A 13,869-nucleotide genomic window follows, 5' to 3' on the forward strand; every position below is an offset into this window, starting at 1 on the left:
CAATGTCACGGTACGACTGGGGTAAGACGCACCCGGGCATCGAGCGGCTGGAGCGGGCGGTGACCGAGCGCCGCGACGTGGTGGTCAAGCACCCCCTCTACGCCAACCTCGACACCCACGACGCGCTCGTCACGTTCATGGAGCACCACGTCTTCGCCGTCTGGGACTTCATGTCCCTGCTGAAGTCGCTGCAGCGGCAGCTCACCTGCGTCACGGTGCCGTGGATCCCGACCGGGCCGACCGGCAGCCGCCGCCTGATCAACGACATCGTCATGGTCGAGGAGAGCGACGAGCTGGGCGACGGCTACATCAGCCACTTCGAGCTGTACGTGCAGGGCATGACCGAGGCCGGCGCCGACACCACTGCCGTGAACAAGCTCGTCGACCTGCTGCGCGACGGCACCCCGGTCACCGAGGCGCTCGGCGCCGCCGGCGTTCCCGCCGCGTCCGCCGCGTTCGCCGGCACCACCTGGCGGATCATCGAGACCACCCCGGTGCACTGCCAGGCCGCGGCGTTCGCGTTCGGCCGCGAGGACCTCATCCCGGAGATGTTCACCCAGGTCGTCGCCGTCAACGAACGCAGCAACCGGCTCAACAAGTTCGTCGACTACCTGGAGCGGCACATCGAGGTCGACGGCGAGCAGCACACCCCGATGGCCATGCAGATGCTGGCCGACCTGTGCGGCGACGACGACACCAAGTGGCAGGAGTGCGCCGACACGGTGAACGCCGCGCTGACCGCCCGCGCCCGCCTCTGGGACGACATCCTCGCCGCCGTCAAGGAGGGCCGTCCGGCGTGACCGGCCCCGACCCGCTCCGGCTCTACCGGACGGTCCGGCTGATCCGCCGTTTCGAGGAACGCGCGATCGAGCTGGTCCGCGCCGGGGAGATCGTCGGCGGCATCCACCCGTACCTCGGTCAGGAGGGGATCGCCGCCGGTGTCTGCGCGGCGCTGGGCGCCGCGGACCTGGTCACCGGCACCCACCGCGGGCACGGGCACGTGCTCGCGAAGGGCGCCGACCCGGCCCGGATGCTGGCCGAGCTGTGCGGCCGGGTCACCGGGCTCAACCGGGGCCGGGGCGGGTCGATGCACGCCGCCGACTTCGGCGTCGGCGTCCTCGGCGCCAACGCCATCGTCGGAGCCGCCGGCGCGATCCTCACCGGAGCGGTGTGGGAGCGCCGGCGGCGCGGCGCCGACATCGTCGGCGCCACCTTCTTCGGCGACGGCGCGGTGAACGAGGGCATGCTCCTGGAGGCGTTCAACCTGGCCGCGCTCTGGCGGGTACCGGTGCTGTTCGTCTGCGAGAACAACGGCTACGCCACCACCATGCCCGTCGAGGGCGCGGTCGCCGGCACCATCGCCGGGCGGGCCGCCGCCTTCGGCATGCCGGCCGTCGTCGTCGACGGGCAGGACCCCGAGGCGGTACGCGAGGTCACCGCCGCCGCCGTCGCGCGGATGCGCGCCGGCGGCGGACCCGAGCTGGTCGAGGCCCGCACCTACCGCTTCGACGCCCACCACACCTTCGAACATCAGGTACGCCTCGACTACCGGCCGCCGGAGGAGGTGGCCGAGGGCCGGTCCCGCGATCCCGTCGACATCGCCGGCGCGCGGCTCGACCCGGCGGTACGGGCCGAGGTGGACGCCGCCGTCGAGGCGGAACTGGACGCCGCCGTCGCCTACGCGCTCGCCGGGCCGCACCCCGACCCGGCGACCGCCCTCGACCACCTGTACGCCAGCGGGCTCACCGCCCGGACCGGAGGTGGCTGAATGCCCCGGCTCTCCTACCGCAGGGCGCTCACCCGTGCCCTCGCCGACGAGATGGCCCGCGACGAGTCGGTCGTGGTGCTCGGCGAGGACATCCGGGTGGCCGCCGCGAACGTCACCACCGGACTGCTGAAGAAGTTCGGCCCGGAACGGGTCCGCGACACGCCCCTGTCCGAGCAGGCGTTCACCAGCTTCGCCACCGGCGCGGCGTTGGCCGGGGCCCGCCCGGTGGTGGAGTTCCAGATCCCGTCGCTGCTGTTCCTGGTCTTCGAGCAGATCGTCAACCACGCGCACAAGTTCCCGCTGATGACCGGCGGCCAGTGCGCGGTGCCGGTCACGTACGTGGTGCCCGGTTCCGGCTCCCGTACCGGCTGGGCCGGGCAGCACTCCGACCACCCGTACGCGTTGTTCGCCCACGTCGGGGTGACAACTGTCGTACCGGCCACCCCGGCCGACGCGTACGGGCTGCTGGTCTCCGCGATCCGCTGCGACGACCCGGTGGTGGTCTTCGCCCCGGCCGGCGCCCTCGACCTGCGCGCCGACGTCACCGACCCGGCGCCGGTGCCGCTGGGCCGCGGGATCGTCCGCCGCGGCGGCACCGACGTGACGGTGGTGGCGGTCGGGCACCTGGTGCACGACGCGCTCGCCGTCGCCGAGGAACTCGCCGGCCAGGCGTCGGTGGAGGTGTTCGACCCCCGCACGCTCTACCCGTTCGACTGGGACGGGCTCGTCGAGTCGGTGAGCCGCACCGGGCGGCTGGTCGTCGTCGACGACGGCAACCGCTCCTGCGGCATCGCCGGGGAGATCATCGCCACGGTGGTCGAGCGGGTCCGGCTGGCCGCCCCACCCCGGCGCGTGACCCGGCCCGACGGCGCGGTGCTGCCCTTCGCGCCCGCCCTGGACCGCGCCGTGCAACCCGGCCGCGACCAGCTCACCGCCGCCATCCAACTGACCCTCAAGGACGGATGAACGATGGACCCGAACTACACGTGGCCGCCGCTCGGCCAGGCGTGGACCGACCTGCCCGAGTCCACCCGTACCGCGATGGTGACCACCGGCGCCGCGGCGTGGGAGAAGATCTTCCACGGCCGGGCCACGTACAACAAGCAGTGGCGGCTGGCCCGCCCGCCCGTGTTCACCGCCGACGCGTTCCGCGAGCTGAACGAGGTCTGCGACCGTATCGCCCAGCTCATCCTCGAGGCGTGCCGGCGTCGCGCCCGTACCGCCGGTGAGCTGCGCCTGCTGCTCGACGTGCCGGACGGCGAGACCCGGCTGCTCGACCCGGACGAGGAACTGCACGAAGGGTTGCTCGCCGCGTACCGGCCGGACGTGCTGTTCTCCGGCGGCGTGCCGTGCATCGTGGAGTACAACATCGACAGCAGCCTCGGCGGCGGCTTCGACGCCGACACCGTCATCCAGCGGTACGCCGAGCTGTACGGCGCGCACGGCCTGCTCGACGGCGCGAGGCCCGCGCCGTCCCTGCTGGAGCAGCGGTTCGTAGCCATCCGGGACACGCTCGGCCTGCCCGACGGCGCCCGGGTGGCGCTGCTGATGGACTTCGAGGCCGACTATCCGGGGCTGGACGACCCGGAGACGTTCATCCGGATCCTGTCCCCGCTGATCGACCAGGCCCGCCCGTTCGGCATCGACCTGGTCATCGCCCCGGTCGCCACCGCCGCCCTCGACGAGCAGAACCGGCTGGTCGTCGGCGGGGCCCCGGTGGACGCCCTGTTCCGGCTGTTCGTGCCCAACCGCGTCACGCCCAGCCCCGGCCTGGACGCGGTGGCCGGCGCGCTCGCCGCCGGCACGCTCCCGATGTTCGTCAGCAGCGCCGCCTGGCTGCTCAGCAACAAGCTGAACTACGCCTGGCTCTGGGCCGACCTGGACCTGCTGGCGGAGGACGACAGGACGCTGATCCGCCGGTACGTGCCGCACACCGTCGCGCTCACCGCCGACCAGCTCGACCGGGCGCTCGCCGAACAGGCCGACCTGGTCGCCAAGCCGGCCGGCGGCTCGGCCGGGCACGGGGTGCTGATCGGCCGGGAGATGACAGCTGTGGCGTGGGCGGACGGGGTACGCGCGGCCATCGCCGAGGGCGGCAACATCCTGCAGCGCTACCACGAGGCGGATCGGGTGGCGATGGACTTCGTGCAGATCGAGACCGGTGAGACGGTCACCGCCGACGTCCCGTACAGCCTCGCCCCGTACCTGTTCGACCGCACCGAATCGGGCGCGTTGGCGCGGGTCGGCTACCCGGGTTGCGACGAGGTCCTCAACCTGGCGAGAGGCGTCCTCCTGACCGGCATCCTCCTAACCGACTGACCCCGGTCCCTCCCCGTCCCCCCGTCTCCCCGTTCCCGTTCCCCCCTCCTCCCTCCCAGCGTTGATCAAGGAGTTTGTGTCCTCGCGGGGGCGTGTGACCGACCCAAACTCCTTGGTCAACAACGTGGATCCGGCCCGGCGATTGGCCTCGGCCCCTGACTCCGTTGATCATGAAGTTGGCGGGGACAAAATGGACGCAGAGCGCCGTCAACTTCATGATCAACGGGGGCGGGGGCGGGGGCGCCGGGCGCGGTCAGGGGTGGGGGAGGTGGGTGGAGAGGACCTTCAGGGTTTCGGCGGTGGCTATCGCGTCGCTGCGGGCGCTCCCGTGCCGGCCGTCGCTGCTGTACAGCGACGGGTCGGCCACCAGCGGATGGTCGGTCAGGTGGACGTGCAGCGTGCCCAGCCGTTCGGCCACGCCCCGGGTGTGCCGGGACAGCCGGCGCATCCGCTCGCCGAGCGCCGCGCGCAACGTCTCCGGCACCGCCGGGCTGTGCGACACGTCGAACATGCCCACGGTGATCACGTCCGCCCCGGCCTCCCGCAGCGCGGTGATCATGGCGGTCAGCTCGGCGTCGACCGCTTCGGCGTCGTAGGCGGACCGGAACGCGTCGTTGCCGCCGCACACCACGAGGGCCAGGTCCGGTTCGAAGGCCAGCGCGTCGGCGAGCTGGGTGGCCCGGACCTCGTGCGCGCGCAGTCCGCGCCGGCCCAGGTTCCGGTAGGCCAGTTCCGGGCGTATCGCGCGCAGCTCGGCGGCGATCCGGTCGGCCCACTGGAGATCGGGGTAGCCGTCGGCCGGCTCGCACAGCCCTTCCGCGACGCTGTCACCCAGCACCACGAACCGGCGCCACGGGTGCCCGCGCAGCAGGTCGGCGGCCTCTCCCGGCCGCAGGCACCACGGGTCGGTCGCCTCGGTCAACGTCGATGGCATGACCGGCAGGCTAGCCGAGCGCCCGGCGCGGCAAAAGAGGGCTCAGGGCAGCAGGGCCAACAGTTCCGCGGGCCGGGTCAGGCTGAGGTCGGCCGGCTCGTCGGGGTCGTACTGGTGACCCCACGCGGCTGCCACCGCGACCGCGCCACTGCGCCGCGCGGCGCGTACGTCCAGTGGCGAGTCACCCACGTACGCGGCACGGCCGGGCGGCACGCCGAGCCGCCGGCAGGCCGCGTCCACACCGTCGGGCGCCGGCTTGGGGCGCTCGACCTGGTCTCCACCGAGGACGACCTCGAAGTGACCGAGCAGTCCCGCCCGGTTGAGCAGGATCTCGGCGGCCCGGTGGCTCGCGCCGGTGAACACGCCCACCGGCACCCGGGCAGCGATCCGGGCGAGCGCGTCCGCGACGCCGGGGTAGACGCGTACCCGCCCGGCGAGCGCATGCAGCTCGGTGTGGTAGCGGTCCAGGTCAGCGCCGGAGGCGGGCCGGCGCAGCAGGTGGGTCAGCAGGTCGATCGGGGAGCCGATCGAGTAGCCGGCGATCACCTCGGCGTCGGTGTACGACGGCCCGCCGCCGGCGCGAACCGCCGCCCGGTACGCCGCCGGCACCACCGCGTGCGACTCGACGAGCGTGCCGTCCATGTCGAACACGATCGCGTCCACCGGGCCGGTCACGCGCCCTCAGCCCGGTGTGCGGCGGCGAGCCGCTTCGGGGCGCGGGCGTGCCACGCCTCGGTGACCAGCTCGGTCAGCTCGTCCACGTCGATCCGGTCGAGCCGGACCAGCACGGCCGGGTATCCGTCGAGGTGCGGCGTGGTGAAGTAGACCGCCGGGTCGTCGGCGAGCAGCGCCTCCTTGGCGCCCAGGTCGGGCACCCGGACGCCGAGGATCGGGCCGTCGGGTGCGGCGTCGCCGAGCGCATCGAGGTCGCTGCGGCGCAGCGGCCGTTCCCAGACGAACATCTTGTCGCGCACCCGCCAGGCGGGCAGGTCGTCGTACGAGCCGCGCTCGGTGGTCTCCGGCAGCGCAAGCGCGATGCGCCGCACGTCGTCCCAGGTCGCCATGGCCCGACCCTACCGCCGACCCCCGACACGGTGGCCCGGACCGGGTGGGCTCAGACCGGCGTGGGCGTGGCCGGTTCCGCCGCCGCCCGCCGGGACGCGCGGGTCAGCAGCAGCGGCCCCACGGTCAGCACCAGGCAGACCACCGACATCACCAGCAGTGCCGGGGTCAGGTCGAGCAGTGCCACCGACCACCCGCCGAGCAGCGCGCCGACGGGCAGGCCGAGGAACGCCACCGAGCCGGAGATGCCCAGCACCCGGGTCTGCAGCTCGCCCGGCACCCGCTGGTAGAGCGTGGCGCCGAGCAGCGGGTTCACCGCCGCGATGCCGATGCCGGACAGGAACGTCACCACGAGCACCACGACCAGGTCGTCGCTGAGCGCCAGCGCGAGCAGCCGGGGCGCGCCGCTGAGCGTCAGCCCCAGCGCGAACGTCGTGCCGGCGGGCAGCCGGGTGCCGAACATCGTGAACAGCACGTTGCCCAGCAGCGCGCCGCCCGAGAACACGCCGAGCAGCAGACCGAACCCGGCCGGGTCGCCGAGCACCTGGTTGACCCACAGCGGGATCCAGACCGCGACGCTGGCGTTGGCGAACATGTTCGACACCGACACCACGATCAGCATGATCATCAGCGTCCGGTCGGTGCGCAGGTACGCGAACCCGCCGCGCAGCGCCCGCAGATAGGGCTCCCGGGGCGCGGGCTGCGCCGGCGCCGGCGGCCGGACCAGCACGCCGATCAGCAGCGCGCAGACCGCGAACGTGGCCGCGTCGATCCAGATGGCCCGGGTCAGCCCCACCCAGTCGATGAGCAGCCCGCCGAGCACCGCGCCGAACAGCGTCATGCCCCGGGCCAGGCCGTCGTAGGCGCTGGTGAGCCGGATCAGCGGCACCCCGGCCCGCTCGGCCGCCGGTTTGAACAGCACGTGCTTGACCCGGTCGCCGATGCCGCGCAACCCGCCGGCGATCGCCACCAGCACCAGCAGCGTGCCGAAGCCGAGCCAGGGCGCCAGCGCCACCACGGCCATCGCGGCCGCGCTCGCCGCGTCCACGAACACCGAGGTACGGCGTACCCCGAACCGGTCCGCCCAGGGGGTCGCGAGCGCGCTGGAGAGCATGTACGGAAGCGTCTCCGCCGCCGCGACCAGGCCCATCTTGGTGGGGCTGCCGGTGGTCTCCAGCACCAGCCAGGGGATGGCGACCACCGAGATCCGGGTGCCGAGGTTGGACAGCAGGTCGGCGCCGACCAGGGTGTACAACTCCCGGCGCGGGTTCACGCCGGACTGCCGATCGGGTCGGCGCCGGCCGGGTGGGCGGCGGCGTACCGGGCGCGCAACGCGCGCTTGTCCACCTTCGCGGACCGGTTCAGCGGCAGCGCGTCGACGAACTCGACAGCGCCGGGCGCCCACGTCTCGCTCAGTTCCCGGACCACGAGCGCGATCAGCTCCTCGCCGGTCACGGACGCGTCCGGCGCGGGCACCACGTACGCGTGCGGCAGCTCCCCGGCCACCGGGTCCGGTACGCCGATGACGGCGGCGGCGCGTACCTCGGGGTGGCCGGCGAGCACGTCCTCGATCGGGCGGGAGTAGATCGGCCAGCTGCGCTGCCGGGTGAGGATGCGGTCCTGTAACCGGTCGACCAGGTAGAGGTAGCCGTCGGCGTCCAGGTGCCCGATGTCGCGGGTGCGGACCCACCCGTCGACGAGCGTGTCGGCGGTCAGCTCCGGCTGGCCGTGGTAGCCGGCGAAGCTCAGCTTGGTGCGCACCCACACCTCGCCGTCGGCACCGGCGGGCAGCACCCGGCCGTCGGCGTCGCGGATCTCGACAGTCACGTCGCCGTACGGGCGGCCGCAGGAGCGCAGTCGCTCCGGGTGCTCCGGATCCTCGGTGAGTCCGGGCAGCGCGCAGATGACGACCGCCTCGCTGAGCCCGTACACGATGCGCAGGCACGGGCCGAAGCGGGCGATGGCCTGGCGCAGCCGGGCCGGCGCGGCGGGCCCGGCGCCCACGTTGAACATGAACATCGCGGAGAAGTCGGCGCCCGGCAGGTCGGGGTGGTCGAGCACCTCGTAGAGCATCGGCGGGGTGACGAACGTGGAGGTGAGCCGCTCGGCGTCCACGGTGGCGATGAACACGGCCGGGTCCCACTGCTCGCGCAGGAACAGCACGCCGCCGGTGAACAGGTTGAACAACGTGGTGATTTGGCCGCTCGCGAGCCACATCGGGGAGTGCGACAGGTGCCGCAGCAGCGGGAAACCGGCGCCCCGGAAGTCGGCGGCCAGGGCCAGCACCTGCCGGTAGAAGCTCTCCCGGTGGTGCACCAGCTTCGGCGTGCCGGTGGTGCCGCTGGTCTGCAGGAACGACTCCGGCGCGGGCACCGCGGCGGGCAGCTGGACCGCCGGCCCGGCGGCCTCGGCGGTCAGGTCCGGCCCGGCGCCGCCGGGGCCGAGGCAGAGCACCGGTACGCCGGACAGGCCCGCCGCCACCTCCACCGCCTGGGCGTCGCGCGGGTCGTGGACGAACGCCTCCGGCGCGGACAGCGCGACGAACTCGTCGACCTCCCGCCGCGAGGTGACCGGCGCGACCCACATGCTCCGGCAGCCGAGCAGGTGCAGGGCCAGTTGCAGCAGCGGACCCTCGACCGTGTTGCCGAGCATCACCAGCACCGCCGCGCCGGGGCGTACCCCGTGGTGGTGCAACGCGGCGGCGAGGCCGCGCACCTGCGCGGCGACCTGGGGGTAGGTGAGGCGGCGCCCGCCGCCGACGAGCGCCTCCCGGTCGCCGAACCCGGCGAACAGCTCCAGCGCCTCGTGCACGTAGTTCGGCCGGTCGGTCATCGGGCAGCCCCCATCATGGTCCGCGAGCGGCGTCCGGCCAGGTCAGGGCCGGGACGAGACGGCAGGTGCCAGGGTCGGCGACCGCACCGCCGCCAGTCCCGAGCCTAGGCAGCCGCGGTCCACGGCGGACAGAGCCGATCGTCGCTGCGTCACGCCCCCCGGGCATTTGATCATGTCGATCAGGTTGATTGACGCTCGTCACAGCCGGAAGCTAGTTTCCGGTCCATCGCCCGGGCCGGTGCCGCCGACCGCGTCACGCCCGGGGCTGCCGACCATGGAGGATCGATGCCGACCCCGAAGAGATGGCACGTCATAGCTTCCGCCGTAACGCTGCTGATCGCCGCAACCCCCGCGGTCACCGCCAGCGCCGGCCCGACCGACACCGACCGCGCCGGGCACGCGCGCGCCGAGTGGGCCGGAACCTGGGCCGCGGCGGTGACCCGCGGGAACACCGTGGGCCTGACCGAGACCGGCCTGAACAACCAGAGCATCCGGATGACCGTGCAGACCACTGTCGGCGGGCCGCGCCTGCGGGTGCGGCTGACCAACCTCTACGGCCAGCAGGCCATCCAGGTCGGCCGCGCCACCATCGCCCGGCCGAACACCGCCACCCCCGACGACCTGTCGGACATCGTCCCGGCCAGCGTCCGCCAGCTGACGTTCTCCGGCGCCGGCTCGGCCACCATCAACAAGGGCGCCGAGCTGCTCAGCGACCCGGTGGCCTTCCCGGTGACCGAGCAGGAGGACCTGGTGGTCACCCTGTACTTCCCGGTGCTCACCGGTCCGGTCACGTTCCACGGCCAGTCCCGGGTCACCAACTTCATCGGCGCCACCGACCTCACCTCGGCGGCCGACGGCGCCGGCTTCACCATCCGGCCCAACTGCTGCTGGATGTTCCTGTCCGGCATCGACGTGGAGCGCAAGGTCACGCCCGGCTCCGTGGTGGTGCTGGGTGACTCCATCAGCGACGGCAACGGCAGCACCGTCAACGCCGACCGCCGCTGGCCGGACTACCTGGCCAAGCGGCTGATCGACGCCCGGCCGGACCCGCGTACGCCGGGTGTGCTCAACCTCAGCCTGGCCGGCAACCGGCTCAACCACGAGGGCACCGAGCCCGGCGCGGGCGACTTCCCCGGCTACTACGAGCTCGGCCCGAACGCGCTCGCCCGGCTCAACGAGGACGTGTTCCCGCAGACCGGGGTGCGTACCGTCATCACCCACCTGGGCATCAACGACATCTGGATGAACGGGGACAGCCCCGAGGCGATCATCGCCACGCTGCGCCAGCTCAACCGGCAGGTCCAGGCGCGTGGCCTGACCAGCATCGCGGGCACGCTCATGCCGTACGAGGGCAACGGCGGGCCGGGCGTGTGGACGCCGGAGAAGGACGCCACCCGCCAGGCCGTCAACACCTGGTTGCGCGGGCCGGGCCGGGCCGAGTTCGACGGCATCGTCGACTTCGACGCGGTGATGCGGGATCCCGCCCAGCCGAGCCGGCTGCTGCCGGCGTACGACTCGGGTGACCACATCCACCCGAACGACACGGGCGCTGCGGTGATGGCGAACGCCGTACCACTGAAGCTGCTCGGACTGTGACACCGGGCGGGGGCGGCGGTCGACACGACGCCGCCCCCGCCGCCGTTTTCCTGGGGAGGAAAAGACAGTGGACGTCAGCGAGATCCTGACCGGCCTCTACAGCGAACAGGGCCGGCAGAACCCCTATCCCTTCTACGCGGCCCTGCACGAGCACGGGCCGATAAACGCCGTTCCGGCCCGGGCCGAGCACAGCACCGTCAGCGCGGTGGCCGGCGGGTACGACGTGGTGGACCAGATCCTGCGCGATCCCAGCTGGTACAAGGGTTTCCCGCCCGGCTGGGAGGAGCAGGAGATCCTGCGTACGTTCCTGACCTCGATGATGTTCGTGAACCCGCCGGACCACACCCGGATGCGCGCGGTGTTCGCCAAGACGTTCACGCCGCGCCGGCTGGGCGCGTTGGAACCGGTCATCGAGCGGATCGTCGCCGAACGCCTGGACCACCTGGCCGAGGCGGGCGCGGACGGCCACGAGGTGGACTTCGTGGCCGACTTCGCCTACCCGGTCCCGGCGCTGGTGATGGCCGAGTTCATCGGCTTGCCGGCGGCCGACCTGTCCTGGTACCGGCAGCGGGTCGACTGGATCGACGAGTACATGGACGTGTCCGGCAAGACGCCGGAGCGGTTGGCCCGGGCCAACCAGGCCGCCGAGGAACTGCGCGTCTACTACCGGGACCTGATCGCCCACCGGCGCCGCGCGCCCGGCCACGACCTGATCAGCGGCCTGGTCGAGGTGCTCGACGCGGGCGGCGTCGACCTCACCGAGGAGGAGTTGATCAGCAACCTGATCGTGCTGTTCAACGCCAGCTTCGTCACCACCGTCTACATGTTCAGCAACGGCCTGCCGCTGCTGCTGGACCACCCGGACGTGACCGCCGCGCTGCCGGGCGACGACGAACTGGCCCGCGGCTGCGTGGAGGAGGTGCTGCGGATGGAGAGCCCGGTGCACTTCCTGGCCCGCTCCGCGCCCGCCGGCGTCGACCTCGGCGGCGTACCGATCGGCCGCGACGACAACGTGCTGCTGCTGATCGCCGCCGCCAACCGCGACCCGGCCCGGTTCCCCGACCCGGACCGCTTCGACCCGCACCGCGACGGCCCGCCGTCGCTCGCCTTCGGTGTCGGGCTGCACTTCTGCCTCGGCTCGGCGGTGTCCCGGCTGGAGGGCCGGCTGGCGCTGCCGCGCCTGTTCGCGCGCTTCCCCCGGCTCGCCATAACCCAGCCCTACACGTACAGCGGGAGCCTGTTCCTGCGCGGAATCGACAAACTCTTCGTCACCACAGGGGAGGCCGGATGACACTCGATCCGCAGGTGGTCGCGTGGCGGGCCGCACGGGCCGCCGCCGGCACCGCGCCGCTCTACACTCAGACCCTCGCGCAGGCCCGCGCCGCCGACCTCGCCGCGATCCGCGCCGGCTCCGGCGCGGTCGAGCCGGTCGCCGAGGTACGCGACACGACGGTGCCCGGCCCGGCCGGGCCGCTGCCGGTGCGGATCCACCGGCCGGACGGCGACGGCCCGCTGCCCACGCTCGTCTACTTCTTCGGGGGCGGCTGGACGCTCGGCAGTGTCGACACCGCCGACGGGATCTGCCGGCGGCTGGTCAACCTCACCGGCGCGCAGACCGTGACGGTCGGCTACCGGCTCGCCCCGGAGCACCCGTTCCCGGCCGCGGTGGAGGACTGCCACGCCGCGCTGCGGCACCTCGCCGCGCACGCCGCCGAGTTCCGCGTCGACCCGGACCGGCTCGCGGTGGGCGGCGACAGCGCGGGCGGGAACCTGGCCGCCGCGGTGACGCTGCTGGCGCGCGCCGACGGCGGTCCCCGGCTCGCCGCCCAGTTGCTGGTCTACCCGAACACCGACCAGCGGCCCGGGCACCGCCCGGCCGACGACGAGGATCCGCTGCTGTTCAACAGGCACTCGGTCGGCTGGTACCGGAGCCACTACCTCGCCGACCCGGGCGACGCGGCGCACCCGCTGGCGTCACCGCTGCTCGCCGAGGACCTGAGCGGCCTGCCCCCGGCGCTGGTGATCACCGCCGGGCACGATCCGCTGCGCGACGAGGGACTGCGGTACGCCGAGCGGCTGCGCGAGGCCGGTGTGCCCACCGAGACGGACGACCACCCGGGGATGGTGCACGGGTTCTTCGCCATGCCCGGCGTGTTCGACGCCGGACGGGAGGCCCAGGAGCGCGCCGCCGCCTTCCTGCGCCGCGCGTTCGGGCTCGACCCGGCGCACGCGCGGGCGGCGACGGGTGCCGACCATGGCTGACCCGGCCGACGGGTTCGTGCCGCCGGCCAGCCTGGCCGACTTCGCCGCGCCGGCCCGGGCCGTGCTTCCCGCCGACGTTTGGGACTTCGTCGACGGCGGGAGCGGGACCGAGACCGCCCTGGCCGCGAACCGGGCCGCGCTGGACCGGGTGGCGGTGCTGCCCCGGATGCTGGCCGGTGTGGACGACCCGTCCACCGAGGCGACGCTGCCCGGCGGCCGGGCCGCGATGCCGGTGGCTGTCGCGCCGATGGCGTACCAGCGGCTGCTGCACCCCGGCGGCGAGCCGGCGCTCGCGGCGGCGGCCCGTGCGGCGGGCGTGCCGTACGTGGCCAGCACGCTGGCGAGCACCCCGATCGAGGAGATCGCGGCGACCGGCGCGACGGTGTGGTTCCAGCTCTACTGGCTGCGCGACCGGGCGCTGGTGGCCGACCTGCTCGACCGGGCGTCGGCGGCCGGCTGCGCTGCGGTGATGGTGACCGTGGACGTGCCGGTGCTCGGGCGGCGCCTGCGCGACGCGCGCAACGGGTTCGCGCTGCCGCCGCACGTCACCGCCGCGAACCTGCCCGGCGGCCGGGACGACCTGGCGCATCAGGGCACCCCCGGCGTCTCGGCGGTGGCGGTGCACACGGGCGCGGTCTTCGCCCCGGCGCTGAGCTGGGCGGACCTGGACTGGCTGCGCGCGCGTACCCCGGTGCCGTTGCTGGTCAAGGGCATCCTGGACCCGCGCGACGCGGTCCGCGCGGCGGACGCCGGCGTCGACGCCGTGGTGGTCTCCAACCACGGCGGACGGCAACTCGACGCCGCCCCGGCCAGCGCGGCCGTGCTGCCGGAGGTGGTCGAGGCGGTCGACCAGCGGTGCGCGGTGCTGCTGGACAGCGGCATCCGCAGCGGTGTCGACGTGCTGCGCGCGCTGGCGCTCGGCGCGGACGGCGTGCTGCTGGGCCGGCCGCTGCTCTGGGCCCTGGCCGCCGGTGGCCGGGCCGGCGCCGAGGCGGCACTGGCGCTGCTCGCGGCGGAACTGCGCGACGCGCTCATCCTCAGCGGCTGCTCCGACCCGGCCTCGGCCCGGCGGCTGCGTACCCGGATCGGAGGCTGA

At 73.7% G+C, this 13,869-nt stretch carries 13 protein-coding genes; 8 read left to right on the plus strand and 5 right to left on the minus strand.

Annotation, left to right across the window (positions count from 1 at the left end):
• The first annotated feature begins 2 nt into the window (after positions 1-2).
• Genes O7607_RS25400 through O7607_RS25415 form a run of 4 tightly spaced genes read left to right on the plus strand, consistent with a single transcriptional unit; the run spans position 3 to position 4,087 of the window.
• Complete coding sequence (locus O7607_RS25400) at positions 3-800, plus strand: DUF3050 domain-containing protein (protein ID WP_043323637.1); 798 nt, start codon at positions 3-5, stop codon at positions 798-800.
• Entirely contained in the window at positions 797-1,768 is a 972-nt protein-coding gene (locus tag O7607_RS25405) for a thiamine pyrophosphate-dependent dehydrogenase E1 component subunit alpha (protein WP_269705721.1), read from the plus strand. Before O7607_RS25400 ends, O7607_RS25405 begins: the two co-directional genes overlap by 4 nt.
• A complete protein-coding gene (locus O7607_RS25410; RefSeq protein WP_269705722.1) occupies positions 1,769-2,734 on the plus strand; it encodes an alpha-ketoacid dehydrogenase subunit beta in 966 nt (321 codons plus the stop codon).
• A 3-nt stretch (positions 2,735-2,737) separates the two neighbouring features.
• Entirely contained in the window at positions 2,738-4,087 is a 1,350-nt protein-coding gene (locus tag O7607_RS25415; protein ID WP_269705723.1) for a hypothetical protein, read from the plus strand.
• A gap of 253 nt (positions 4,088-4,340) precedes the next feature.
• Here O7607_RS25415 and O7607_RS25420 read toward each other — a convergent pair whose 3' ends face one another.
• From O7607_RS25420 to O7607_RS25440, 5 genes are read right to left on the minus strand one after another with little or no spacing between them, the layout of a single operon-like run.
• Entirely contained in the window at positions 4,341-5,021 is a 681-nt protein-coding gene (locus O7607_RS25420) for an SGNH/GDSL hydrolase family protein (RefSeq protein WP_269705724.1), read from the minus strand.
• 42 nt (positions 5,022-5,063) lie between these two features.
• Positions 5,064-5,696, minus strand: a complete 633-nt coding sequence (locus tag O7607_RS25425) for an HAD family hydrolase (RefSeq protein ID WP_269705725.1) — start codon at positions 5,694-5,696, stop codon at positions 5,064-5,066.
• The gene (locus tag O7607_RS25430; RefSeq protein ID WP_269705726.1) at positions 5,693-6,085 is read right to left on the minus strand and encodes an MmcQ/YjbR family DNA-binding protein; all 393 of its coding nucleotides are present in this window, start codon (positions 6,083-6,085) and stop codon (positions 5,693-5,695) included. The genes O7607_RS25425 and O7607_RS25430 overlap by 4 nt, the downstream gene beginning before the upstream one ends.
• Before the next feature lie 50 nt (positions 6,086-6,135).
• On the minus strand, positions 6,136-7,356 hold the full coding sequence (locus O7607_RS25435) for an MFS transporter (RefSeq protein WP_269705727.1): 1,221 nt from the start codon (positions 7,354-7,356) through the stop codon (positions 6,136-6,138).
• A complete protein-coding gene (locus O7607_RS25440; protein ID WP_269705728.1) occupies positions 7,353-8,915 on the minus strand; it encodes a class I adenylate-forming enzyme family protein in 1,563 nt (520 codons plus the stop codon). Before O7607_RS25440 ends, O7607_RS25435 begins: the two co-directional genes overlap by 4 nt.
• Before the next feature lie 285 nt (positions 8,916-9,200).
• Between O7607_RS25440 and O7607_RS25445 the strand changes: the two genes are divergently transcribed.
• The 4 genes from O7607_RS25445 (at position 9,201) to O7607_RS25460 (ending at position 13,869) form a co-directional block, all read left to right on the plus strand.
• Positions 9,201-10,511 carry an SGNH/GDSL hydrolase family protein gene (locus tag O7607_RS25445; RefSeq protein WP_433493350.1) on the plus strand — a complete coding sequence of 437 codons (1,311 nt, stop codon included), beginning with the start codon at positions 9,201-9,203 and terminating at the stop codon, positions 10,509-10,511.
• 67 nt (positions 10,512-10,578) lie between these two features.
• Entirely contained in the window at positions 10,579-11,802 is a 1,224-nt protein-coding gene (locus O7607_RS25450; RefSeq protein ID WP_269705729.1) for a cytochrome P450, read from the plus strand.
• Complete coding sequence (locus O7607_RS25455; protein ID WP_269705730.1) at positions 11,799-12,773, plus strand: alpha/beta hydrolase; 975 nt, start codon at positions 11,799-11,801, stop codon at positions 12,771-12,773. The genes O7607_RS25450 and O7607_RS25455 overlap by 4 nt, the downstream gene beginning before the upstream one ends.
• Complete coding sequence (locus tag O7607_RS25460) at positions 12,766-13,869, plus strand: alpha-hydroxy acid oxidase (protein ID WP_269705731.1); 1,104 nt, start codon at positions 12,766-12,768, stop codon at positions 13,867-13,869. The genes O7607_RS25455 and O7607_RS25460 overlap by 8 nt, the downstream gene beginning before the upstream one ends.

Source organism: Micromonospora sp. WMMA1949, from assembly GCF_027460145.1.
Classification (GTDB): Bacteria; Actinomycetota; Actinomycetes; order Mycobacteriales; family Micromonosporaceae; genus Micromonospora.